Source organism: Pantoea sp. MQR6 (genome assembly GCF_022761075.1).
GTDB lineage: Bacteria > Pseudomonadota > Gammaproteobacteria > Enterobacterales > Enterobacteriaceae > Pantoea > Pantoea phytostimulans.
Map to the genome: position 1 here is coordinate 1,822,969 of NZ_JAKYXB010000001.1, position 22,570 is coordinate 1,845,538.

General features: G+C 53.3%; 23 protein-coding genes and 1 riboswitch. Of the genes, 8 read left to right on the forward strand and 15 right to left on the reverse strand.

Annotated features, from left to right (window positions below):
* Positions 1-3: 3 nt before the first annotated feature.
* Positions 4-1,371, reverse strand: a complete 1,368-nt coding sequence (gene rhlE / locus MUG06_RS08475) for an ATP-dependent RNA helicase RhlE (protein ID WP_243078297.1) — start codon at positions 1,369-1,371, stop codon at positions 4-6.
* A 280-nt stretch (positions 1,372-1,651) separates the two neighbouring features.
* Positions 1,652-2,044 carry a YbhQ family protein gene (locus MUG06_RS08480; RefSeq protein WP_215847277.1) on the reverse strand — a complete coding sequence of 131 codons (393 nt, stop codon included), beginning with the start codon at positions 2,042-2,044 and terminating at the stop codon, positions 1,652-1,654.
* A gap of 180 nt (positions 2,045-2,224) precedes the next feature.
* Between MUG06_RS08480 and MUG06_RS08485 the strand changes: the two genes are divergently transcribed.
* The 3 genes from MUG06_RS08485 to MUG06_RS08495 are packed head-to-tail and all read left to right on the forward strand — an operon-like array spanning position 2,225 to position 5,195.
* The gene (locus MUG06_RS08485; RefSeq protein WP_215847278.1) at positions 2,225-2,986 is read left to right on the forward strand and encodes an endonuclease/exonuclease/phosphatase family protein; all 762 of its coding nucleotides are present in this window, start codon (positions 2,225-2,227) and stop codon (positions 2,984-2,986) included.
* Complete coding sequence (clsB, locus tag MUG06_RS08490; RefSeq protein WP_215847279.1) at positions 2,983-4,227, forward strand: cardiolipin synthase ClsB; 1,245 nt, start codon at positions 2,983-2,985, stop codon at positions 4,225-4,227. The genes MUG06_RS08485 and clsB overlap by 4 nt, the downstream gene beginning before the upstream one ends.
* A complete protein-coding gene (locus MUG06_RS08495) occupies positions 4,227-5,195 on the forward strand; it encodes a lysylphosphatidylglycerol synthase domain-containing protein (RefSeq protein WP_243078298.1) in 969 nt (322 codons plus the stop codon). Before clsB ends, MUG06_RS08495 begins: the two co-directional genes overlap by 1 nt.
* 229 nt (positions 5,196-5,424) lie before the next feature.
* Here MUG06_RS08495 and MUG06_RS08500 read toward each other — a convergent pair whose 3' ends face one another.
* A complete protein-coding gene (locus MUG06_RS08500; RefSeq protein ID WP_243078299.1) occupies positions 5,425-6,132 on the reverse strand; it encodes a Bax inhibitor-1/YccA family protein in 708 nt (235 codons plus the stop codon).
* A 95-nt stretch (positions 6,133-6,227) separates the two neighbouring features.
* Positions 6,228-7,322 (reverse strand): DUF1615 domain-containing protein, encoded by a 1,095-nt coding sequence (locus MUG06_RS08505; RefSeq protein WP_243078300.1) that lies wholly within the window; start codon positions 7,320-7,322, stop codon positions 6,228-6,230.
* 111 nt (positions 7,323-7,433) lie between these two features.
* Between MUG06_RS08505 and MUG06_RS08510 the strand changes: the two genes are divergently transcribed.
* Positions 7,434-8,216: an OBAP family protein gene (locus tag MUG06_RS08510; RefSeq protein WP_243078525.1), complete on the forward strand. Its 783-nt coding sequence runs from the start codon at positions 7,434-7,436 to the stop codon at positions 8,214-8,216.
* Here MUG06_RS08510 and moaE read toward each other — a convergent pair.
* The 5 genes from moaE to moaA all read right to left on the reverse strand — a co-directional run bounded on the left by moaE (position 8,213) and on the right by moaA (position 10,908).
* A complete protein-coding gene (moaE, locus tag MUG06_RS08515) occupies positions 8,213-8,665 on the reverse strand; it encodes a molybdopterin synthase catalytic subunit MoaE (protein ID WP_243078301.1) in 453 nt (150 codons plus the stop codon). The two genes, MUG06_RS08510 and moaE, sit on opposite strands and share 4 nt — an antisense overlap.
* Positions 8,666-8,911: a molybdopterin synthase sulfur carrier subunit gene (gene moaD / locus MUG06_RS08520; protein ID WP_243078302.1), complete on the reverse strand. Its 246-nt coding sequence runs from the start codon at positions 8,909-8,911 to the stop codon at positions 8,666-8,668. It abuts the gene before it with no gap.
* Positions 8,908-9,390: a cyclic pyranopterin monophosphate synthase MoaC gene (gene moaC, locus MUG06_RS08525; RefSeq protein ID WP_215847284.1), complete on the reverse strand. Its 483-nt coding sequence runs from the start codon at positions 9,388-9,390 to the stop codon at positions 8,908-8,910. The genes moaD and moaC overlap by 4 nt, the downstream gene beginning before the upstream one ends.
* Positions 9,391-9,392: 2 nt before the next feature.
* Positions 9,393-9,908: a molybdenum cofactor biosynthesis protein B gene (gene moaB, locus MUG06_RS08530; RefSeq protein ID WP_243078303.1), complete on the reverse strand. Its 516-nt coding sequence runs from the start codon at positions 9,906-9,908 to the stop codon at positions 9,393-9,395.
* A gap of 13 nt (positions 9,909-9,921) precedes the next feature.
* Positions 9,922-10,908 carry a GTP 3',8-cyclase MoaA gene (moaA, locus tag MUG06_RS08535; RefSeq protein WP_243078304.1) on the reverse strand — a complete coding sequence of 329 codons (987 nt, stop codon included), beginning with the start codon at positions 10,906-10,908 and terminating at the stop codon, positions 9,922-9,924.
* Positions 10,898-11,032: riboswitch (molybdenum cofactor riboswitch) on the reverse strand. It overlaps the preceding gene by 11 nt.
* Positions 11,033-11,238: 206 nt before the next feature.
* On the opposite strand from moaA, the gene yvcK reads away from it, so the two are divergent.
* Complete coding sequence (gene yvcK / locus MUG06_RS08540) at positions 11,239-12,144, forward strand: uridine diphosphate-N-acetylglucosamine-binding protein YvcK (RefSeq protein WP_215847287.1); 906 nt, start codon at positions 11,239-11,241, stop codon at positions 12,142-12,144.
* Between the two features lies 1 nt (position 12,145).
* Here yvcK and uvrB read toward each other — a convergent pair whose 3' ends face one another.
* Positions 12,146-14,167, reverse strand: a complete 2,022-nt coding sequence (uvrB, locus tag MUG06_RS08545; protein WP_215847288.1) for an excinuclease ABC subunit UvrB — start codon at positions 14,165-14,167, stop codon at positions 12,146-12,148.
* A 900-nt stretch (positions 14,168-15,067) separates the two neighbouring features.
* Here uvrB and MUG06_RS08550 point away from each other — a divergent pair.
* Entirely contained in the window at positions 15,068-15,790 is a 723-nt protein-coding gene (locus MUG06_RS08550; RefSeq protein WP_243078305.1) for an ATP-binding cassette domain-containing protein, read from the forward strand.
* Between the two features lies 1 nt (position 15,791).
* Here MUG06_RS08550 and bioD read toward each other — a convergent pair whose 3' ends face one another.
* Genes bioD through bioB form a run of 4 tightly spaced genes read right to left on the reverse strand, consistent with a single transcriptional unit; the run spans position 15,792 to position 19,381 of the window.
* The gene (gene bioD, locus MUG06_RS08555; RefSeq protein ID WP_243078306.1) at positions 15,792-16,463 is read right to left on the reverse strand and encodes a dethiobiotin synthase; all 672 of its coding nucleotides are present in this window, start codon (positions 16,461-16,463) and stop codon (positions 15,792-15,794) included.
* On the reverse strand, positions 16,460-17,215 hold the full coding sequence (gene bioC / locus MUG06_RS08560) for a malonyl-ACP O-methyltransferase BioC (RefSeq protein ID WP_215847291.1): 756 nt from the start codon (positions 17,213-17,215) through the stop codon (positions 16,460-16,462). The genes bioD and bioC overlap by 4 nt, the downstream gene beginning before the upstream one ends.
* Positions 17,196-18,350, reverse strand: coding sequence for an 8-amino-7-oxononanoate synthase (gene bioF / locus MUG06_RS08565; RefSeq protein ID WP_243078307.1), 1,155 nt, complete (start codon positions 18,348-18,350; stop codon positions 17,196-17,198). Before bioF ends, bioC begins: the two co-directional genes overlap by 20 nt.
* Positions 18,350-19,381, reverse strand: a complete 1,032-nt coding sequence (gene bioB / locus MUG06_RS08570) for a biotin synthase BioB (protein WP_215847292.1) — start codon at positions 19,379-19,381, stop codon at positions 18,350-18,352. Before bioB ends, bioF begins: the two co-directional genes overlap by 1 nt.
* Before the next feature lie 86 nt (positions 19,382-19,467).
* Between bioB and bioA the strand changes: the two genes are divergently transcribed.
* Positions 19,468-20,760, forward strand: a complete 1,293-nt coding sequence (gene bioA, locus MUG06_RS08575; RefSeq protein ID WP_243078308.1) for an adenosylmethionine--8-amino-7-oxononanoate transaminase — start codon at positions 19,468-19,470, stop codon at positions 20,758-20,760.
* Positions 20,761-20,835: 75 nt separating this feature from the next.
* Complete coding sequence (locus MUG06_RS08580) at positions 20,836-21,312, forward strand: kinase inhibitor (protein ID WP_215847293.1); 477 nt, start codon at positions 20,836-20,838, stop codon at positions 21,310-21,312.
* Between the two features lie 182 nt (positions 21,313-21,494).
* Here the strand turns inward: MUG06_RS08580 and pgl are convergent, their stop codons facing one another.
* Positions 21,495-22,496 carry a 6-phosphogluconolactonase gene (gene pgl, locus MUG06_RS08585; protein ID WP_243078309.1) on the reverse strand — a complete coding sequence of 334 codons (1,002 nt, stop codon included), beginning with the start codon at positions 22,494-22,496 and terminating at the stop codon, positions 21,495-21,497.
* Positions 22,497-22,570: the final 74 nt, after the last annotated feature.

Below are 22,570 nucleotides of genomic sequence, written 5' to 3' on the forward strand. Positions count from 1 at the left end.
CGCTTAGACGTTCCCGGTACGCTTCGCAGCGGCAGGACGACGTGGATGCGCAGGCTTATCGCCATGCGTGGTAGACGCTGGTCCCTGACGACGCGGCTGTGGTGCACGTTTGTCACCCGAAGAGCGAGGCGCTGAAGAAGATGAACCGCCTGGGCCGCGACCACGACCACCGCCGCCGCCGCGCGTTTGCTGCTGCTGGCGACCATTCTGGATCGGTTCAGCTTTAATGCTTGGATCGGGCTCGTAACCAGCCATCGCTACGCGTGGAATTTCACGCTTCAGCATACGCTCAATATCACGCAGCAGTTTGTGCTCATCCACGCAGACCAGCGACAGTGCGGCGCCGGTTGCGGCTGCACGACCGGTACGGCCGATACGGTGTACGTAATCTTCAGCAACGTTTGGCAGCTCGTAGTTAACGACGTGCGGCAGCTCTTCAATATCCAGGCCACGCGCAGCGATGTCTGTTGCCACCAGCACACGAATGCCACCCGATTTGAAGTCAGCCAGTGCACGAGTACGCGCGCCCTGACTTTTGTTACCGTGAATCGCTGCGGCTGTGATGCCATCTTTGCCGAGCAGTTCAGCCAAATGGTTAGCACCGTGTTTGGTACGGGTAAAGACCAACACCTGCTGCCAGTTGCCTTCGCCGATCAGCTGGGACAGCAGTTCGCGCTTACGCTTCTTATCAACAAAATAAACTTGCTGAGAAACCTGTTCAGACGCCGTGTTGCGGCGCGCCACTGCAACCTCTTCTGGATTATGCAGCAGTTTTTCCGCCAGGCCTTTGATCTCGTCAGAGAAGGTGGCAGAGAACAGCAAGTTTTGACGCTTGGCGGGCAGTTTTGCCAACACGCGACGAATGTCGTGGATGAAGCCCATATCCAGCATGCGGTCTGCTTCGTCCAGTACCAGCACTTCAACCTGTGACAGGTCAACCGCGTTTTGATGGACCAGATCCAGCAGACGGCCTGGCGTAGCAACCAGGATATCGACGCCGCCACGCAGCTTCAACATCTGTGGATTAATGCTCACGCCGCCAAATACCACCAGCGAACGCAGCGGCAAATACTTGCTGTATTCGCTAACGTTTTCACCAACCTGTGCGGCCAGTTCACGGGTTGGGGTCAAAATCAGGGCGCGAACCGGACGACGGCCACGCACGGCGCCTGTTTTAGCACTGAGCTTTTGCAATAACGGCAACGTAAATCCGGCCGTTTTGCCGGTGCCGGTCTGGGCACTTGCCAGCAGATCGCGGCCTGCCAGCACCACAGGAATCGCCTGGCGCTGAATAGGAGTGGGTTCGCTGTAGCCTTGTTCAGCGACCGCGCGCAAAATATCGGCACTCAGGCCGAGAGAGTCAAAAGACATTAAGTGTTGTACTCCGGTCCGCTCTGACCGTGATTCACGGTGTAGTTTTCAGAGGGATAGTGACGCCAGCTGGTGCTGACGCGTGAAAAGGGCGCAAACTACGATGCGTAAGCGGGCGAGTGTAGCAGCTTTAATACAAAGGCGCGAGATAGCTCACATTTCCTGACAGAAATTGCTGAATGGATTTTTCGGTGAGGTGAGATGAAAGAGTGGCAAACGTGATTTAAAATAACAACGATGAGAGCGGAAACAAAAAGGCCACCTTACGGTGGCCTTTAACTTAGCTACGTTTTTTCTCGATGCGCCGCGTCGGCTCTTTCGCCAGCAGCGACACCAGCGCCGGTCCCACTAACATCACCAGGCCCAGACAGGCCAACAGCAGATTGTTATGGAAAATGCGGGACACCAGGAACAGCGTCATCATTGCCGCGCCAAAGTAGTAAGTGGTGGTCGCTTCTTCAAGGTAATCACCCAAAGTGCGTAAACGAGCACTACGCTGCGTGACCAGCATGGCGATAAACACCGCCACATAAGCCGCCACCAGGGTACTGCACACTTCAACCAGTGCTCTGTGTTTCCAGCCCCAGACCAGCGCCACAATTATCAACAGGTGCAGCGCGATATGCGCATACGTTTGACCCGTGGTAATTTGAATACGATTAGACCATTTCATTTTCTTCTCCTGGCGAACCTCAGAGGTCGCCCAAGTGCAACCGGCAAAGGCCGGTGACGTGTTTCCTCAATGTAAAGCAAATTTCGGATAACGCCCTAAATATCGCCCTTCTTCACCATCTGTTTGTGACAAAGACTACACTTTGATCCAATTGATGATGAAAAGGAGTGCGTCGCGAGTATGCCACAAAACAAGCAAGGATTTTCATTTAAAGTCCTGACGATCAATACACACAAGGGTTTCGCCCCTTTCAACCGCCGCTTTATCCTGCCGGAACTGCGAGAAGCTGTACGTGCAACGTCAGCCGATGTGGTCTTCTTGCAAGAGGTAATGGGTACGCATGACATCCACCCTTTACACCATGAAAACTGGCCAGACACACCTCATTACGAATTTCTTGCCGATACCATGTGGAACGATTTCGCCTACGGGCGCAATGCGGTTTATCCCGAAGGACATCATGGCAACGCCGTTTTATCCCGCTTCCCGATTCTTGAATATGAAAACCGGGACATCTCCGTTGCCGGCAGTGAAAACCGCGGCATGTTGCACTGCAAAGTTGCCCTGCCAGAACCGCACGGCACGCTGCACGTTATTTGTGTGCATTTGGGGTTAAAAGAGGCGCATCGCCACGCACAAATGAAAATGATGTGCGAGATGATCGCTTCGCTGCCAGCGGACGCACCGCTGGTGGTAGCGGGTGACTTTAACGACTGGCAGCATCGTGCCAATAAAATCTTAAAACATGGCGCAGGTCTGAAGGAGGTGTTCAGTATGACAACGGGTCGCCCAGCGCGTACCTTCCCGGCACGCTTCCCAGTGTTACGCCTGGATCGCATTTACGTGCGCAATGCGACCGTGAGTCATCCCTGGTTGCTTCCGCGCAAACCCTGGTCACATCTTTCCGATCATGCGCCGCTAGCCGTGGAGATTCATCTATGAATTTTCATTGGCAAGACGGTAATAAGCTGCGTCTGCTGGAAAACGGCGACGAATTTTTCCCTCGCGTATTCGGCGCTATTCAGCGTGCCGAGCGCACGCTCATGCTTGAAACATTTATTCTGTTTGAAGATGAGGTGGGCAAAGCGCTGCATCGTGAATTACTGGCAGCGGCTAAACGCGGCGTAAAAATCGAAGTGATGGTGGACGGCTACGGCTCGCCCGATCTCTCCGATGCGTTTGTTAACAGCCTGACCGGCGCGGGCGTGCGCTTTATTTACTACGATCCGCGCCCGCTGGTAATGGGTATGCGCACCAATGTCTTCCGTCGGTTACACCGTAAAATCGTGGTGATTGATGATGTGATCGCTTTCGTTGGGGGCATCAATTTTTCCGCTGAACACAACACCGATTATGGCCCCGAAGCCAAGCAGGATTATGCGGTGGAAGTGAAAGGCCCGGTGGTAGCGGATATTACCCGTTATGTGGAAAGCGCCATGGGCAGCGAACAAACCACGCGTCGCTGGTGGGGTTCACGCTCGCATCGTCCGGCAAAAAATGCCACGCCGGGTGATGCACAGGTGTTGTTTGTTTACCGCGATAACGACGATCACCGCGACGACATCGAAATGCACTATCTCGACATGCTACGTGACGCCAAAGAGGATGTGATCATTGCCAACGCCTACTTCTTCCCTGGCTACCGCTTACTGCGCGAGATGCGTAATGCGGCCCAGCGTGGCGTGCGTGTCAGGTTGATTGTACAAGGTGCACCGGATATGCCGATTGTGAAAGTGGGCGCGGAGATGCTTTACAACTATCTGGTGGATGCAGGCGTTGAAGTTTATGAATATATCCGCCGTCCGCTGCACGGCAAGATCGCCGTAAAGGATCAGCAATGGTCAACGCTCGGCTCGAGTAATCTTGATCCGCTGAGTTTGTCACTCAATCTGGAAGCGAACTTAATCATTCACGATCGCCAGTTTAACCAGACGCTGCGCGATAATCTGGAACATTTGCTGGCGGAAGATTGCCAGCGCGTACAGGACGATAAATTGCCGCCACGCAACTGGTGGAATCTCACCAAAGGCGTGATTGTGTTTCACTTCCTGCGCCATTTCCCGGCCATTGCCGGTTGGCTACCTGCCCATACGCCACTTCTGGCTCAAGTTGATCCGCCGGTGCAACCGTCGATGGAGACGCAAGATCGGGTTGAAACAGATAACGAAGGAGCGAAGTCCTGATGGCGAAAAAGCATCCGCGCTGGCAACTGGCGAAAAAAATACTGACCGGGCTCTTCTTTATTGCGGTGATCGTGCTGTTGGTGGTCTACGCACGTAAAGTGAACTGGGAAGATGTCTATGAAGTAATCGTTAATTACAACCGGTTTGTGGTGTTAATCGCTGCCGGTTTGGTCGTGGTGAGTTATCTCACTTACGGTTGTTATGACTTGATTGGTCGCGCTTACTGTGGTCATAAGCTGGCGAAGCGCCAGGTGATGCTGGTCTCATTCATCTGTTATGCGTTCAATTTGACGCTGAGCACGTGGGTGGGCGGTGTGGCGATGCGCTATCGCCTCTATTCACGTTTGGGTTTAGACAGCGGCACCATTACGCGTATTTTCTCGATTAGCATCGCCACCAACTGGCTGGGTTACATTTTGCTGGCAGGCATCGTGTTCACGGCGGGCATGGTGTCGATCCCCGAAGGCTGGTTTATTGGTGAAACAACGCTGCGGTTGATTGGTGCCGTTTTACTGGTGTTAGTGCTGATTTATCTTTGGGCCTGCGCCTTTTCCAAACGCCGTCGCTGGACAATCAAAGGCCAGACATTGCAACTGCCATCGCTGCGCATGGCGGTGCTACAGTTTGTGGTTTCCTGTGCCAACTGGATGGTAATGGGCACCATCATTTGGCTGCTGCTGGGCCGGGATGTCGGTTATCCGATGGTGCTGGGCGTATTGTTAATCAGCAGTATCGCAGGCGTGATTATTCATATTCCTGCAGGCATTGGCGTGCTTGAGGCGGTGTTCCTGGCGTTATTGAGCGGTCAACACACCACGCATGGCGCTATTATTGCCGCGCTGCTGGCTTATCGCGTGCTCTACTTTATTTTGCCGCTGCTGCTGGCGCTGGTGCTTTATCTGTTGCTTGAAAGCCGGGCGAAGCATCTTCGCGAGAAGAATGAGAAGAAGTTGCAGAATTCATCGTAATGATTGTGCTGGCTATCCCCCACCTCGCTTCTCCCCCATGCATGGGGGAGGAAGACGTTGCCTTATGTCAGCCCGGAGCCTGCATAGAAGACGCTGCCTTATGTTAGCTCGGCGCCTGCATAAATGCGCGTTACGCGCATGGGGCAGCGTCTCCTTCCCCTGGTAACACGGGGAAGGTCGGGATGGGGAACAATCAACGTCAAACCGAAATTAACACTCTCTGCAAAAATCAGCGGCGGTTGCCAAAAATTCTCAGCAGCATCAGGAACAGGTTGATGAAGTCGAGATACAAGGTCAGCGCGCCCATGATTGAATAACGACGCAGGTTCTCTGTGTCACGCACATCAATCTGCTCACCGATGTTTTTCAATTTCTGTGTGTCATAGGCGGTTAATCCCACAAACACCACCACACCAATGTAGGTAATCGCCCACATCAACGCCGGGCTTTTCAGCCAGAAGTTTACCAGCGATGCTAATACGATGCCGATCAACGCCATAAACAGCAAACTACCAAAACCGCTGAGATCGCGTTTGGTGGTGTAGCCGTAGAAGCTCATCGCGCCAAACATGCCGGCAGTGACAAAGAAGGTGCTGGCAATCGACGAGTAGGTATAAACCAGGAAAATACTCGCCATCGTCAAACCGGTTAGCGCCGAATAGAGCATAAACAGGCCGGTTGCGACCGCGCCGCTCAGGCGATGAACCATGCCAGACAGGAAAAATACCAGTGCCAGCTGCACGATGATCAAGCCAAAGAAGGTGATGCGGTTAGCAAACACCAGCTCCATCAACGCTGGCGTACGCGCAGCAAACCAGGAGACAAACGCGGTAAGCAGCAATCCGCACGTCATCCAGCCATAAACCTGCGCCATATAGGCCTGCAGCCCGCGGGTTGCAGGCTGAACAATTGAATCATTACGTGGATATCGGTCCATGATGCACCTCTTGTTAATCGGATTGGACACACCCCGCGAAATGGGGCCTCGCTAAGTGTGGCACAGCTCAGCTCAACTGTGCCACAACGCAGACGTTAACGGCGCGACATGCACTGCTGATAGCGGCTATCGACACGCTGTGCAAACCACGCCGTGGTGAGATTACGGGTAATTTTAGGGCTTTCCAGCTTGATGCCTGGCAACATTTCACGCGGCACACGGCGGCCTGCCATTTTATCGGCCAGCGTGAACACCTGTTTCCAGAGATCGCTGTCGCTAAAATCTGCCTTTTCACCTTTTTCTAAATCATCGCGAATTTCGCTGTTACTCATATCAATCCGCTTCGCCAGCGTCCGCACGGCTAATTCAGTGGAGCCCGCTTTTTCAGAACCGTAAAGAATTAAATCGCCATCCAGCGCCAGTTTCATACCCGTTGCGCGTGCTACGGCAGCCTGGAAAGCAGCGTTACGACTCGCGTACCATCCCGCGTTGAAATCTGCAAAGCGATAAAGCGGCTGACTGTAATCCTCCGGATAACCCAGCAGATGCATGATGCCGAAATACATGCCGCCGTGGCGGGTAAAGACTTCGCGACGAATGGAGCCGTCAACCGGCCACGGATACCCTTTGGCATGCGCTTCGGCAAAGTCGATGCTGACCTGCATCGGTCCGCCAGTATGAATCGGATTGAGGTTGCCAAACAGTTTTTGCCCCATCGGCACCATATCAATGAAATCATCAAAAATAGCGCTCAACTCTTTTTCACTGCGTACTTTATCCAGTCGTGCAGCGTAACTTTCGCCGTTGGATGATTTAATCATCAGCGCCGTCCGCACGACAAACGCCGGAACATGCACTTTAGCGGCGCGGCGATCAATTTCGCCCCAGGCAATTTTAGGTAAGCCTGACACCGCCGCTTCAGCACTGAAATTGGATTCCTGAGCGGCAACGGCAATCACTGAGCACAAATTACTGGCGCTGGGATCGATCTGTTGAGTACGGAATGAGGTGTAAATGTCATCAGCCCAGCCCGCTTTATTGCTCACCTGTGCGGGCAGGAGCTTTTGAATTTGTGCCTTAACATCAGCGGGTTGACGAACCGGCGCTTGCGGTTCTTTTTTAGTGCTACAGCCCGCCAGCACTAACACAGCAACCAGCGTCAACCGTTGCAAAAGAGATGGAGATGACATACCTGTCCTCGGAAGAAACCAAACGACTACCTTATCATTGCAACGCAATAGACGGCAGGTGCGATTTTCTGAACTACTTTTATCTTTTTAAGGTTAAAAGGATGGAACATGTTGAAAATCTTACCTCTCGCTGCGCTTACCCTGTTATTAGTCGGTTGTGGCGGCAATAATTCTCCGGCCAACGTCAACGCGCCGGGCGCACCTACGTCCCCTTCCCTTAAAGTGCTGGAAACCGGCGCGGATGCCTTGCAATCCCGCCCGCCTATTGACGCTATCAGCGCCTACCTTGATGGGTTTCATTTTTACAATGGTGATCAAAATGGTCAGATGGAAGCGCATCACTACGTTACGGTGTTAAACGAAGATGTGATGCAGGCGGTGATTTACGACGGCAATACACGCGACGCAAAACTCATGGGCGTGGAATACATTATCAGCGAGCGGCTGTTTAAAACGCTACCACCGGAAGAGAAGAAGCTGTGGCACAGCCATCAATATGAAGTGAAATCGGGTTCATTGATTGCGCCAGGTTTACCGGCTACGGCCGATCATGCGTTGATGAAACGCATCGCTAATACCTACGGGAAAACCTGGCATACCTGGCACACCGATCGCGATAAAAACTTACCGATGGGCATTCCGGCGTTGATGATGGGCTTTACAGCTGACGGCCAACTCGATTCTCGTCTGTTGGCCGATCGCGATAAGCGCTTTGATGTGGACAGTAAAAAAATCCGTGCTGAGCGCGCCGATATTGTGACGCATCCCGTGGTGCCCGGTGCGAATGCCTGGGAACAAGGTCAGGTTATTCAGTTGAAGCGTGTTACCGGCGGCGGTGAGCATGCCCATGGCGAAACGCACTTTGCGCCCGCCGAGCAGCTTAAAAAACCTTAATCCCAGCGCTGGGCTGACTGATGATCGCTGTCACGCGCATCCACCCAGCGATCGCCGTCATCGGTGGCTTCGCGCTTCCAAAACGGCGCACGGGTTTTTAAGTAATCCATCACAAACTCCGCAGCGGCAAAGGCGCTGCTGCGGTGTGCGCTGGTAACGCCGACAAACACGATTTCATCGCCGGGAAACAGCTCTCCAATACGATGTATCACCGTTACACGCTGTAACGGCCAGCGCTGGCGCGCATCATCGACAATGTCCTGCAATGCTTTCTCGGTCATGCCGGGATAATGCTCCAGCGTCAACGCCGCAACGTTGTCCCCTAAATTGTGATTGCGCACTTTGCCGGTGAACGTCACTACCGCGCCATCTTCGTGACGTGCCGCCAGCCAGCGATACTCTTCAGCCATGTCAAAAGGCGCATGGCCAACACGAATTTGCGTTTCCATCTATCCTCCCGTTACCGGTGGAAAGAAGGCCACTTCATCGCCCGCACGCAGCGGATGCGTCATTGGCACCAGGGTTTGATTGACCGCAGCCAGCAGCTTGCCGGACTCTAACGCCAGCGCCCAGCGGTCGCCCTGTTCTGTCAGCGCGCTGCGTAATGCTGCGACATCAGGATAGTCGGTTGTTATCTCAAGTTCGCTGGTGCCGATTAACTCGCGCACTTGGGCAAAAAACAGCACTTTGATCATGCTTCACCTGCCTGAAAGTCACCCGATTTGCCGCCGCTTTTGCTCAGTAAGCGCAGTTGATCGATAACGATATCCTTCTGCACCGCTTTGCACATGTCGTAAATGGTCAGCGCCGCCACCGAAGCAGCGGTCAACGCTTCCATCTCAACGCCGGTTTTACCGCTCAAACGGCACAGCGAGGTAATGCGCACGCGATTGAACTCTGGCTCTGCAACCAAATTGACTTCAACCTTGCTCAGCATCAGCGGATGGCAAAGTGGAATCAGCTCCCAGGTACGCTTAGCGGCCTGAATGCCCGCAATGCGTGCAGTAGCAAAAACATCACCTTTGTGGTGGCTGCCTTCAACAATCATTTGCAGCGTTTCGGGCTTCATCAGCACCAGCGCTTCAGCCTGTGCTTCGCGCACTGTTTCCGCTTTGGCTGAGACATCCACCATGTGCGCTTCGCCTGCGGCGTTTATGTGTGTGAGTTGTGACATGCTTACAGTTTCTTCAAATGTGAAACGAAATTACACGGACGCGTACGCGCATCCAGCTGATCGGCAATAATGCGTTCCCACGCGCTGCGGCAAGCATTGGTTGAGCCAGGCACGGCAAAAATCAGCGTTTGATTCGCCAGGCCAGCAACAGCCCTTGATTGCAGCGTAGAACTGCCAATTTCTTCATAGGAAATCATGCGGAACAACTCACCGAATCCACTGATTTCACGGTCAAACAGCGGCAGCAGCGCTTCTGGCGTGCTGTTCTTCAGATTGAAACCGGTGCCGCCATTGATAATCACCACCTGAATATCTTCACTGGCAATCCAGCGTGAGACGATGGCGCGAATGCGGTAGAGATTGTCGGGGACGATGGCGTGGTCAATCACGCTGTGTCCGGCTTCGCGGGCAGCTTCACGCAGATAATCACCGGACGTATCATTACTGGCTTCGCGGCTGTCCGAAACGGTGAGCAGCGCAATTTGCACCGGTTGGAATTCGCTGGTTGGTTTACCCATGATTGCTCCTTAATTATCCGCCAATGTAGGACAGGTTCTGCGTAATACCCGTATTGCCCTGATGCAGAAAATGTGTCTGTTTTTTCTTACCCAGACTGCTGGCGATGCGCGCCTGCAGTTCCTGTTGCTGATCATCCGAAGCGAGCAAATCGCGCAGCGGAAGGCCGCCGTCGCCGAACAAGCAAAGATGCAGATTACCCTGTGCAGAGACGCGCAGACGGTTGCAGCTGGCACAAAAATCTTTGGAATAAGGCATGATCAAACCGATCTCACCGACGTAATCAGGGTGATAAAACACCTGCGCCGGGCCATCGCTGCGCCCGCTTAAGCGGCGCTGCCAACCCTGCGCGATCAACTGATCGCGAATCACTTCGCCGGAAACGTGTTGCTGGCGGAAAAGCGCGCCGCCTTCGCCCGTTTCCATCAGTTCGATGAAACGCAGTTGAATTGGACGGGTACGAATCCACTCCAGGAAGGTCATCAGATTATGACTATTGATATCGCGCATCAGCACGCTGTTGACTTTGACCTGCTGAAAGCCAGCGTCAAAGGCGGCATCAATGCCTGCCATGACCTGATGAAACTTATCCTGGCCGGTAATAGCATGAAACTGGCGGGCATCCAGGCTGTCGACGCTGACGTTGAGCGCGGTCAAACCGGCGTCGCGCCACTGTTTGACGTCGCGCGCCAGGCGATAACCATTGGTGGTAACCGCAATATGGCGTATCGAGGCGTTTTCACGCACTGCAGCAATGATGTCCGTGAAATCACGGCGCAGCGAGGGCTCGCCGCCTGTCAGACGCACTTTTTCAGTGCCTGCAGCAGCAAACGCACGCGTGACGCGGCGAATTTCATCCAGCGAGAGAAAACTTTTGTTGCGGATGCCGTGCGGTTTGTAGCCGTCCGGCAGACAGTAGGTACAACGGAAGTTACACACATCCGTGACCGATAAGCGCAAGTAGTAAAACTTGCGCTCAAATGCATCAGTAAATTGTGACACCTGGACACCTTTCCAAATTCGGGAGATGCAGTCATTTCTTTCTGCACCCTGGCAGCGCGAAGGCTACGGCCTGAATCCCCTATCTTGCGACTTAGGCACTCAGGCTAGAGTGTACGTTGACCTTATGATCAACGCGGTTAGTGTGATGGTAGCGCGAAATTTCACACGATTCCACCGGCTGTTTTCGCTATATATTTGATGATATAGCGAATTTTCACCGCATTTTCGCAGCAGGATACGTTAAAATACGCCGCAGAATTTGCTGTATGTCATCCCTGCCCGGACTTGCGCTTAAAAGAGCCATAATCTGGGCGCGTTTTAAGGAGAAGTATGAATCGAACACTGGCCGATCTCGATCGCGTCGTGGCTTTAGGCGGCGGACATGGATTGGGACGCGTGATGTCAGCGCTGTCACCGCTCGGTTCTCGCCTGACCGGCATTGTCACCACCACCGATAACGGCGGATCAACCGGACGTATTCGTCGCTCAGAAGGCGGCATTGCATGGGGCGACATGCGCAACTGTTTAAACCAGCTCATTGCTGAACCCAGTGTCGCTTCAGCCATGTTTGAATATCGCTTTTCTGGCAATGGTGAACTGGCGGGACACAATTTAGGTAATCTGATGTTGAGAGCGCTGGATCACCTTAGCGTTCGCCCGTTAGAAGCCATCAATATCATTCGCAATTTATTAAAGGTTGATGCTTTTCTCATTCCGATGTCCGAGCAGCCGGTTGATTTAGTGGCGCTCGATAGCGAAGGCAACATGGTTTACGGCGAAACCGATATTGATGAGATGAAGCAACCGCCGCAAGAGATGATGCTGCATCCCAACGTGCAACCCACGCGTGAAGCGTTGGAAGCCATTGCTGAAGCTGATCTGATCCTGATTGGTCCCGGCAGTTTCTATACCAGTCTGATGCCCATTTTGTTAATGGATGAGATGGCACAGGCGTTGCGCCGCACGCCAGCCACCATGGTGTTTATCGGCAACCTGGGACGAGAACTTAGCCCCGCAGCCGCTAATCTGACCGTCGCTGATAAGTTAGAAATGATGGAGCGCTATATTGGCAAGCGAGTAATCGATGCCATTGTGGTGAGCCCAGCCGCGGATATCAGCAACGTCGAAAATCGGTTGATCGTGCGTGAACCGCTGGAAGCCGCCGACATTAAATATCGTCACGACCGCCAGCTGTTACGCGTCGCGTTGGAACACGCGATTCAGGGATTTAACTGAGCTACGATGCCGCAATAAACAGCGTGCGCAGTTCATGCAGCTGATCGCGCACGTTGGCTGCCTGTTCGAACTCCAGGTTCTGCGCATGCTGCTGCATCTGCCCTTCCAGTTCATGAATCTTTTTCTGCAACGCCTGTGGCGTTAATGACAGGTAATCAGCTTCGGCATCAGCGGCGCCTTTGCGGGTCGACTTACCTTTGCCGCGCACTTTCGCCACGTTGTTACCCAGTTCCAGAATATCGGTAATCTTCTTATTCAGGCCCTGCGGCACAATGCCATTTTCCTCGTTGTACAGTCGCTGCTTCTCGCGGCGACGCTCGGTTTCCTCAATAGCCCGCGCCATTGATGGCGTGATTTTATCGCCGTAGAGAATTGCTTTGCCGTTAATGTTACGCGCCGCACGTCCTATAGTCTGAATCAGCGAGCGTTCAGAACGCAGGAAGCCCTCTTTATCGGCGTCCAGAATCGCCACCAGCGACACTTCTGGCATATCCAGGCCTTCACGAAGCAGGTTGATACCGACCAGCACATCAAACTCGCCCAGACGCAAATCACGGATGATCTCCATACGTTCAACCGTATCGATGTCCGAGTGGAGATAACGCACCCTTTCACCGTGCTCTTCGAGGTATTCAGTGAGATCTTCCGCCATGCGTTTGGTTAACACCGTCACCAGCACACGCTCTTTGACTGCCACGCGCTGACGGATTTCTGATAACAAATCGTCAACCTGTGTCCCAACGGGACGTACTTCGAGGATCGGATCCAGTAACCCGGTGGGACGCACCAACTGATCGATCACTTCAGTGCCCGATTTTTCCAGCTCATATTTACCCGGCGTCGCCGAAACATAAATCGTCTGGGGCGCCAGCGACTCAAACTCTTCAAACTTCATTGGGCGGTTATCCAGCGCCGACGGCAGACGGAAACCGTATTCCACTAACGTCTCTTTACGCGCCCGGTCGCCTTTATACATACCGCCAATTTGCGGAATGGTAACGTGCGATTCATCCACCACCAGCAGGCCATCTGCCGGTAAGTAATCAAAAAGTGTCGGTGGCGCTTCGCCTGGCCCGCGTCCCGAAAGATAGCGCGAGTAGTTTTCGATACCAGAGCAATAACCCAGTTCACCCATCATCTCGAGATCAAATTGAGTACGCTGCGTAATGCGCTGCTCTTCCAACAGTTTGTTGTTTTCCAGCAAATTTTTCCGACGATCGGCCAGCTCGACTTTGATCTCTTCCATCGCCTGCACAATACGTTCGCGTGGGGTGACGTAGTGCGTTTTAGGGTAAATCGTGAAGCGCGGGATCACCGATTCCACTTGGCCGGTCAGCGGATCAAACAGTGACAGCCGCTCTACCTCTTCATCAAACAGCTCAACACGCAACGCAATATCATCCGACTCTGCCGGGAAGATGTCGATCACTTCGCCGCGCACGCGGAACGTACCGCGCTGGAAAGCCTGATCGTTACGCGCATATTGCAGCTCTGACAGGCGACGCAAAATGCTGCGCTGATCGATGATCATGCCGCGCGTCAGATGCAGCATCATTTTTAAATAGAGATCAGGATCGCCCAAACCATAAATGGCTGACACCGAAGCCACCACAATGACATCGCGGCGTTCCAACAGCGCTTTGGTCGCGGAGAGACGCATCTGCTCAATGTGTTCGTTTACCGAGGCGTCCTTTTCAATAAAGGTATCGGAGCTGGGAACATAAGCTTCTGGCTGATAATAATCGTAATAAGAGACGAAGAATTCCACGGCGTTATCGGGGAAAAACTCTTTCATTTCACCATACAGCTGCGCCGCCAGCGTTTTGTTAGGTGCCAGCACCATGGTGGGACGATTGAGATCGGCAATGACGTTGGCCACGGTGAACGTTTTCCCCGAGCCGGTTACGCCTAACAGCGTTTGATGGGCCAATCCATCCTCAAGCCCCTCTTCCAGACGGCGAATCGCTTCGGGCTGATCGCCAGAAGGTTTGAAAGCGGAGTTCAATTTAAAGGCTTTACTCATGAATGCGGTTCCTGCTGAAGAAGTCGGCGGGCAGGCAATCATTTTACTCTGCTATGGTGATTTTGCCAGAAATAAATACTGGATATAAAAACAGTAATGATGCACAGTTATGGAGAACCCCGCTGCGCCGTATTAACAAGATTGATAGCCCGCAACGTTAATTCTTGTTGCGCAAGGTTATCCCCAAGCAGAGCTTGATTTTAACATTTGTCAATAGAGCGTCATAAAATTACAGTTTGATTAACTGGCAGATAATCCTTAGGCTTGTTTTTTACTAATTCATTGATTTATATTGTTTATGCAGAAAAGCCCAGTTTCTCATCACAATGTAAGCAAGCCGCGTATTTCCTCGCTTCTAACCTGTTTTCATGAGCTAATGCACAAGGTTATCCACAGGAATGGTGGATAACTGAGGGCAGCCCAATCGCCATAGGCTGTGTATAATTTTTTCCCGCATTAGTTCCCTGCTAAAAATATTTTTTTTTCGATTTAATTTCACCACTTTCCCTCATGTATTAACTATGCTTTTGGAGCCTTAGCGTAAAAATTATGCATCTGAAGCGCGGGCCAAGGGCCATTCTTAATCAGACTCTATGCCTTCTAAATGTACAGATGCACCAGCAACGTTAAGCATTCCGCACCGTTAATGTGCATGCCTTTTATCACCCCGAGCAATTGTTAAGCATTGCTCATATTTTGCTGCGCTTTTTCCCCTCCAGTACGCTAAATTAGGCTTTTTTAGGAATTTGGCCTGGTAATTGCAGTACTCATTCCAGTACGTATCACCGCGCCAACCGGCGCACTGTGCGGCAATGGCGTTAACGCCATCGTTGATGACTTGTTTGCCAGACGACAAAGAGCGGAAGCATTCAGGCTAATTATCTGGAAGGAGTGTGTCAGATGCTGAGTTTACGTTCGGTGAATCAGTTTTACGGTCAAAATCACATCTTGTGGGATGTGGATCTCGATCTGCCGCCCGGCACCTGCACCGGTGTTTTGGGTCGTCCCGGCATGGGCAAAACCACGTTAGTTAACTGCATCATGGGTAAGCTGCCGATCAATAGCGGCTCAATATTTTGGCAGGAGAATGGCGCGCCGCCGGAGAATCTTCTGCTACAGCCGGCTGAACAGCGTGCGCGCAGAGGGATCGGTTACGTGCCGCAAGGTCGCCATATTTTTACGCAGATGAGTGTTGAAGATAATTTATTGATTGGCCTGTTGGCTGGTGCGGCGCAGACGGATCGCCATCGCGCCATTCCGGAAATAGTTTTCGACCTCTTTCCGGCACTCTATTCCTTACGCCAACAGCGCAGCGGCGATCTTCCCATCGATCAGCAACAGCAGCTTGCGCTGGCGCGCGCACTGGTTTTACAGCCTAAGCTTTTGATTCTGGACGAACCCAGCGACGGTATGTCGCCTTGGCTCGAAGAGGAAATGGGTAATTTGATTCGCCGCCTCAATCTGGATTATGGCATGACCATATTGCTGCTGGAGCAGCGCGTGTCACTGATTCGACGTGTAGCCGATTACTTTTTCCTGCTGCATCGCGGACGCAATGTGGCGCAAGGAAAAGTCGCCCAACTGGATGACAGTACCGTCAACAAATGGCTGACGGTAGCGTAATTTACTCAGGCAGGGTCAAATAAGCGCCGCAATCAGCGTGTTGAGCGATGTCGGTGAGATAGGGAATTTCACCTAGGCACGGTACCGGTAAGCGCTGTTTTAGGGTGGCAAGATATTCCTGATGGCGTTTTCCTGGCGGTACGACGGTGTTGGCGATCCAGCCCGCCAGACGCAGTCCGCGCGCCTGAATGGCATCGGCTGTCAGCATTGCGTGGTTGATACAGCCCAGTTTCACACCGACGACTAAAATCACCGGTAACTGTTCCGACGTTACCCAATCGGCGTAAGTATCGCGTTCTGACAGCGGCGTATACCAACCGCCCGCGCCTTCGATCAAAATCCATTCTGCCAACGGTTCCAGATCGCGCAGTCCAGCCGACAAGGTGCTGAATTCAATGGGCCGTCCCTCGTCTGCGCTGATGATATGCGGTGAAGTGGGTTCGACAAACGCCAACGGATTGATCTGCTGATAATCCAACGTCACGCTGCTATAGCGCTGTAAAGCCAGTGCATCGCTGTTGCGAACGCCTTCAGCGGTGATTTCGCAGCCCGAGGCCACCGGTTTGTAGCCCGCAGTACGATAACCTGCGCTGTTCGCGGCCTGCAGCAATGCGCTGCTGGCAACCGTTTTACCAACTTCAGTGTCGGTGCCAGTGATAAACCAGCGTTTCATGATGGGCTTACTCCATACATCAAATGGTAACTCATGCGAAATCCCTGCGCGTCTTGTGGCCAGTGTTTTTCTAGCTGTGCCAGACGCTGACGGGTTAATAAATGGCCTTCTCGCCCTGCATGCAGATGCGTTGCACCGATGCCTTTTAATGAACGCATCGCGCTAAGCGCATCAGGAAAATGCATTGTGATCACCTGCGCCTGACAATGTAATCCCTGCTCAACGCAGGCGGCAGTAATCTCCTGCTCACTCAGGAAGCGGTTAGCGTGGGCGACATCATCAATGTGCGACCACGCTTGATGCACCTCATGCAGCGATCCCGCGCTCAACGTGGAAAACAGCAAGCAGCCTTCAGGGCGTAAAACGCGTTTGAACTGGTGCAGCGCTGCACGCAAATTGTCGCTCCACTGCACCACTAAATTGCTCCACACCACGTCCATGCTGGCATTGGCGAAAGGTAAAGCATCAATATCGCCCGCTAAATAGTGTTGCGCTACGTTATTCGCGCGTGCCTGTTGCAGCATTTGTGGTGACAAATCCAGCGCCGTGACCTGCTTGCCGCGCTGCCGCCAGGTGCGGCTATACCAGCCCGTTCCACATCCTGCATCTAACAGCTTGTCACCGGTTTGCGCCGGGGCTAGTGCCAGCAAGGCGTCGCCGCTTAAACGTTGCAGCTCGGCGTGGCGATCGTAATGCAGCGCAGCACGCCCAAAGGCGCGAGCCACGGCGCGTTTATCTACCTGCAGCGTCATGCAGCGCCTCCAGTAACAGATCGATATCTTCCGGCGTGTGCGCCGCAGTCAAGGTAATACGCAAGCGCGCGGTGCCTGGCGGCACGGTCGGTGGTCGAATCGCGCTAACCCAGCAACCAGCATCAGCCAACGTTTTTGATAACGCCATCGCCTCGGCGTTGCCGCCAACAATCAACGGCTGGATGGCACTTTCTGATTGCATGAGCTTCCAGGGCAATGAAGCGGCACCAGCACGAAAACGTTGAATGTTGGCGTAAAGCCGCTGACGTAATGCATCGCCCTGTTGAATCTGCTGCAGCGCCGCCTGCAACGCGCAAGCTTGCGCGGGTGGCATGGCGGTTGAGTAAATCAGGTGACGTGAGAATTGCAGAAAATAGTCGGCGATAGCATCATCACACAGCAGCGCTGCGCCGCTGACGCCAAAGGCTTTACCAAACGTCACTACCAGCAGCTCTGGCTTCACGGCTTGCTGCCAGCAGCTGCCGCGCCCTTGCTCTCCTACCACGCCAATGCCATGCGCATCATCCACCAGCAGCCATCCTTCAGCGCGGCGAGTCTGATCGGCAATATCGCGCAAGGGGGCGCTGTCGCCATCCATGCTGAAAATGCCTTCGGTCACGACCAGCGTTTCACCTTCACATGGCACCGCTAAGCGTGTTGCGAGGCTGTGCGAATCGTTATGGCTGAAACGCCGCAGCTGCGCCGGACTGTGGCTTGCGGCGTCAAGCAGCGACGCATGCGCCAGTTTGTCGGCAAGGATACGGTCGTTTTTTTCCGCCAGCAGATGGATCACCGCCTGATTAGCGGCGAAACCAGAGATAAACAGCAGCGCGCGCGAGTAGCCCAGCCAGTCTGCGAGCTGCGCCTCTAAATCGGCGTGCAGACGGTTAAAACCGGTGACGTGACTGGATGCGCCCGCGCCTGCGCCTGCCAGGTCAGCGCCTCGCTGCCAGCCTGCGATTACCGCCGGATGCTGACTCAATCCGAGATAATCGTTACTGGAAAAATGGCGATAGCGCTTGCCCGCTAGCGTCAGCGAGCGAGTGTGATTCTCTTCAGTGATATGCCGCTGACGCCAGCCATCAGCGGCTCGCCGCTGCGCCAGCGCCTGCGTAATACGATGCTGCCAACTCATTACACCGCCGCGTTGTAAAACTGTTCAGTGTCAGCATTGAATAGCTGCTCGCTTAACTGCTGCTGCTGTTCATTATCGCCATTTTGCGTGTGCGTATGCTCCGGGTTCAGGCCCAGTTTGCGAAACAGCAGCATGTCTTTGTCTTCTTCTGGGTTTGGCGTGGTCAACAGTTTGCAACCGTAGAAAATGGAGTTCGCGCCAGCCATAAAACACATCGCCTGCGTTTGCTCACTCATCTGTTCACGACCGGCAGAAAGACGCACATGCGAGCTCGGCATCATGATGCGCGCTACCGCAATGGTGCGGATAAAATCAAACGGCTCAACATCATCGTTATCGGCCATCGGCGTGCCTTTCACTTTCACCAGCATGTTGATGGGCACGCTTTCTGGTGGCGTAGGTAAATTCGCCAGCTGCACCAGCAAACCCGCACGATCGTTAATCGTTTCGCCTAATCCGACAATGCCGCCGGAGCAAACTTTAATGCCCGCGTCACGCACTTTTCCCAGCGTATCGAGACGTTCCTGATAGCTGCGCGTGGTGATAATGCTGCCGTAGAATTCGGGTGAAGTGTCGAGATTGTGGTTGTAAAAATCTAGTCCCGCGCCAGCAAGACGCTGTGCTTGCGCCTCGCTGAGCGTGCCAAGCGTCATGCAGGTTTCCATGCCCATCGCCTTGACGCCTTCAACCATTTTTTCGAGGTAAGGCATGTCGCGATCGTTGGGGTTTTTCCACGCTGCGCCCATGCAAAAACGGCTTGAACCCGCCGCTTTGGCTTTGCGGGCAGAAATCAACACGTCGTCCACTTCCATCAGGCGTTCCGACTCAAGGCCGGTTTTGTAGCGCGCGCTTTGCGGACAATATTTGCAATCTTCCGGGCAGGCGCCGGTTTTGATAGATAACAAGGTGCTGACCTGCACCTGGCGCGGGTCAAAGTGCTGACGATGCACCTGCTGCGCTTCAAACATTAACTCGAGAAAAGGTTTATCAAACAGCGCTTGTGCCTGCGCGATTGTCCAACGTTGTGCCATTGCTTGCTCCAAAAAAGGGTGTCATCCCGACGATTAACGTGGTTATACTTGTAAACTATATTTTTTATTTTTGGTTTACAATACCCATGTTCACCCAAAGCGACATTGAGTTTGACCGTCAGCATATTTGGCATCCTTACACTTCAATGCTGGATCCGCTGCCCTGTTATCCGGTGGTGGCGGCGCAAGGTTATCAACTGCAACTGGCGGATGGCCGCCAACTCGTGGATGGCATGTCGTCGTGGTGGGCCGCCATTCACGGCTATAACCATCCTCGCTTGAATCAGGCGCTGCAGCAGCAAATGACGCAAATGTCGCATGTCATGTTTGGTGGCATTACACACCCTTCAGCCGTTGCGTTATGCCGCAAACTGGTAGAGATGACGCCCGCCGCGCTGGAGTGTGTGTTCCTTGCCGATTCCGGTTCAGTTGCCGTTGAAGTGGCGATGAAAATGGCGCTGCAATACTGGCTGGGCCGTGGTGAAACGCGGCAAACATTTTTGACGTTGAAGCGCGGTTATCACGGCGATACGTCTGCTGCGATGTCGGTCTGCGATCCCGATAACTCCATGCACAGTTTGTGGCGCGGTTATCTTCCTGAGCATCTCTTCGCTGCCGCTCCGGCTTGTGGCTTTGATGACATCTGGGATGAGCGTGACTTTGATGATTTTGCCCGCCTGATGGAACAACATCATCACCAGTTAGCCGCTGTCATTCTTGAACCTATCGTGCAGGGCGCAGGGGGGATGCGCTTCTATCATCCACGCTATTTGCAACGTGTGCGTGAATGTTGCGATCGCTATGGCGTGTTGCTGATAGCGGATGAAATCGCGACCGGCTTTGGTCGTACCGGTAAACTTTTTGCCTGTGAACATGCCGGGATTGCGCCAGATATATTGTGTGTTGGCAAAGCGCTGACCGGCGGCACCTTGACGCTGGCCGCAACGCTCACCACGCGGGAAGTGGCCGACACCATCAGCCGCAGCCCGGCGGGTTGCTTTATGCATGGGCCAACCTTTATGGGCAATCCGCTTGCCTGTGCGGTGGCGGTGGAAAGTTTGGCGCTGTTGCAGGAAGGCGATTGGCAAACGCAGGTGGCTACTATCGAACAGCAACTGCGTGAGCAACTGCTACCGCTGCGCGCTTCGCCGCAGGTTGCGGAGGTTCGTGTGTTAGGTGCCATTGGCGTGGTGGAGACGCATTCCCCTGTGAATATGGCCGCTTTGCAGCACTTTTTCGTTTCGCAAGGCGTGTGGATCCGTCCTTTTGGGCGCCTGATTTATCTGATGCCGCCTTACATCATTGCGCCAGCCGCGTTGAAAAAACTGGTTCAATCGATTGGCGCTGCGCTTGAGCATCCTCTGCATTTTAAGTCATAAAGCAGCCTACGCTCTGAAAGTGTTGCGCTTTTGGTTAAGATGAAGCGTGATTCCTCGACAACCAAAGGAGATGTAATGCGAGTATTTAGCCAGGATTTCAATGACGGCGACAAAATGCCAGAGAAGCATGTCTTCAATGGCATGGGTTATCAAGGCGAGAACGTGTCACCCCATCTCGCGTGGGAAGATGCGCCCGAAGGCACCAAAAGCTTCGTAGTAACCTGCTACGATCCTGATGCGCCAACCGGTTCTGGCTGGTGGCATTGGGGAGTAGCTAATATTCCTGCCAGCACAACTTCTCTGCCACAAGGCGCAGGCTCGGGTGTAGCAGCCTTACCGACGGGTGCCATTCAAACGCGTACCGATTTCGGCCAGGCAGGTTACGGTGGCGCAGCACCGCCGCAGGGCGAAAGTCATCGTTATATTTTCAGCGTACATGCTTTGGACGTGGACAAGCTCGAGGTCGATGAAGGGGCGAGCGGTGCCATGGTCGGCTTTAATGTGCATTTTCATGCGCTGGCTAGCGCAACCATTACGGTGATCTATTCGTAAGGCGTTGTCAGGCTGACAGTTAAAGCAATAAAGCGGGATGAGACTTGCAGGCAAATGTGATGCAGGATTTCATCCCGCTTTTTTCGTTTATCAAAGGTGTCAGACAAGATGACCAGGCCCTGTTGACGCCTGATAACATGACTTAAAAAAAGCCCGCTTTGAAAGCGGGCTTTATCAATCAATTAAGCATCAAGCTGATGAATCACAACCCACATTGGGCCTTGGCCTACAGCATAACGACTTAACGGTTTCAGCAAACCCTGTGGTTCGGTAATGCTGTAAATTTCGATATGGTGAGATTTCTGTCCTGCCGCGACCAAATACTTGCCGCTGTTATCGATATTAAAACCGCGTGGTTGCGTTTCAGTCGGTTGGAAGCCTTCAACCGCCAGGATTGCACCATCTTCACTCACGCTAAATATCGCCAGCGTGCTGCTGGTGCGATCGCAGGCATAAAGGTATTTGCCGTTAGGGGTTAAATGAATATCTGCAGCCCAGCGCGTACCATTGAAGCCTGGCGGCATCAAATCGACAGTTTGCACGCGGGCGACTTCACCGTGTGCATTATTCAGCGCCCAGACATCGACTGTGCTATCCAACTCATTGACACAATAGGCGTAATTGCCATTGGGATGGAACACCATATGACGTGGACCTGCGCCTTCCACCGTAGTGACTTGCGCCTGCTTACGTGGCGTTAGCTGACCTTCTTCACCCAGTTCAAACAGGCAAATGCGATCCTGTTTCAGCGCAGGAACAAACAGCGTTTGGTTGGCATTATCGATATTGGCGGAGTGGCAACCGGCCAGGCCGTTAATCACCTGGGAAGGTGCCTGAGGAATGCCCTCTGCATTAATGGGGCTAACGCTAACGCATTCGTCATTGTACGAGCCGCAAAACAGGAAATTGCCTGCGCGATCGGTTGAAATATGTGTTGGGCTACCCGGCAAAGGTGCCTGGCCCGCTTCGGTCAACGTACCGTCAGCCGCAATGCGGAAGGCTAAAACGCGGAAATTAGGCCGTACGCCAACATAGAGAAAATCTTTTTTTGGACTCACCACCATTGGCTGAACCTGACCGGCGACATCCGTCACCTGAAGCAGAGTCAATACGCCCTCTTCATTTAACTGCCAGACGTGAATCTGCTGACTCTCGGGACTGGCGGTATAGACAACTTGTTTCATGTATTCTCCTTTTACGCTGCCTGCTAATCTTCAGTGGGTCACTTTAGCGCGTTTTCCCCCCCTACGCTGGAATC

What these genes read in the sequence shown, in the direction of transcription:
- MUG06_RS08495 (WP_243078298.1), top strand. Translation starts at nt 4,227, where the DNA reads ATGGCGAAAAAGCATCCGCGCTGGCAACTGGCGAAAAAAATACTGACC.
- clsB (WP_215847279.1), top strand. Translation starts at nt 2,983, where the DNA reads ATGAATTTTCATTGGCAAGACGGTAATAAGCTGCGTCTGCTGGAAAAC.
- MUG06_RS08480 (WP_215847277.1), bottom strand. Translation starts at nt 2,044, where the DNA reads ATGAAATGGTCTAATCGTATTCAAATTACCACGGGTCAAACGTATGCG.
- MUG06_RS08500 (WP_243078299.1), bottom strand. Translation starts at nt 6,132, where the DNA reads ATGGACCGATATCCACGTAATGATTCAATTGTTCAGCCTGCAACCCGC.
- bioB (WP_215847292.1), bottom strand. Translation starts at nt 19,381, where the DNA reads ATGGCACAACGTTGGACAATCGCGCAGGCACAAGCGCTGTTTGATAAA.
- bioF (WP_243078307.1), bottom strand. Translation starts at nt 18,350, where the DNA reads ATGAGTTGGCAGCATCGTATTACGCAGGCGCTGGCGCAGCGGCGAGCC.
- MUG06_RS08485 (WP_215847278.1), top strand. Translation starts at nt 2,225, where the DNA reads ATGCCACAAAACAAGCAAGGATTTTCATTTAAAGTCCTGACGATCAAT.
- MUG06_RS08550 (WP_243078305.1), top strand. Translation starts at nt 15,068, where the DNA reads ATGCTGAGTTTACGTTCGGTGAATCAGTTTTACGGTCAAAATCACATC.
- uvrB (WP_215847288.1), bottom strand. Translation starts at nt 14,167, where the DNA reads ATGAGTAAAGCCTTTAAATTGAACTCCGCTTTCAAACCTTCTGGCGAT.
- moaC (WP_215847284.1), bottom strand. Translation starts at nt 9,390, where the DNA reads ATGTCACAACTCACACACATAAACGCCGCAGGCGAAGCGCACATGGTG.
- yvcK (WP_215847287.1), top strand. Translation starts at nt 11,239, where the DNA reads ATGAATCGAACACTGGCCGATCTCGATCGCGTCGTGGCTTTAGGCGGC.
- rhlE (WP_243078297.1), bottom strand. Translation starts at nt 1,371, where the DNA reads ATGTCTTTTGACTCTCTCGGCCTGAGTGCCGATATTTTGCGCGCGGTC.
- moaE (WP_243078301.1), bottom strand. Translation starts at nt 8,665, where the DNA reads ATGGAAACGCAAATTCGTGTTGGCCATGCGCCTTTTGACATGGCTGAA.
- MUG06_RS08505 (WP_243078300.1), bottom strand. Translation starts at nt 7,322, where the DNA reads ATGTCATCTCCATCTCTTTTGCAACGGTTGACGCTGGTTGCTGTGTTA.
- bioC (WP_215847291.1), bottom strand. Translation starts at nt 17,215, where the DNA reads ATGACGCTGCAGGTAGATAAACGCGCCGTGGCTCGCGCCTTTGGGCGT.
- bioD (WP_243078306.1), bottom strand. Translation starts at nt 16,463, where the DNA reads ATGAAACGCTGGTTTATCACTGGCACCGACACTGAAGTTGGTAAAACG.
- moaD (WP_243078302.1), bottom strand. Translation starts at nt 8,911, where the DNA reads ATGATCAAAGTGCTGTTTTTTGCCCAAGTGCGCGAGTTAATCGGCACC.
- bioA (WP_243078308.1), top strand. Translation starts at nt 19,468, where the DNA reads ATGTTCACCCAAAGCGACATTGAGTTTGACCGTCAGCATATTTGGCAT.
- MUG06_RS08580 (WP_215847293.1), top strand. Translation starts at nt 20,836, where the DNA reads ATGCGAGTATTTAGCCAGGATTTCAATGACGGCGACAAAATGCCAGAG.
- moaB (WP_243078303.1), bottom strand. Translation starts at nt 9,908, where the DNA reads ATGGGTAAACCAACCAGCGAATTCCAACCGGTGCAAATTGCGCTGCTC.
- pgl (WP_243078309.1), bottom strand. Translation starts at nt 22,496, where the DNA reads ATGAAACAAGTTGTCTATACCGCCAGTCCCGAGAGTCAGCAGATTCAC.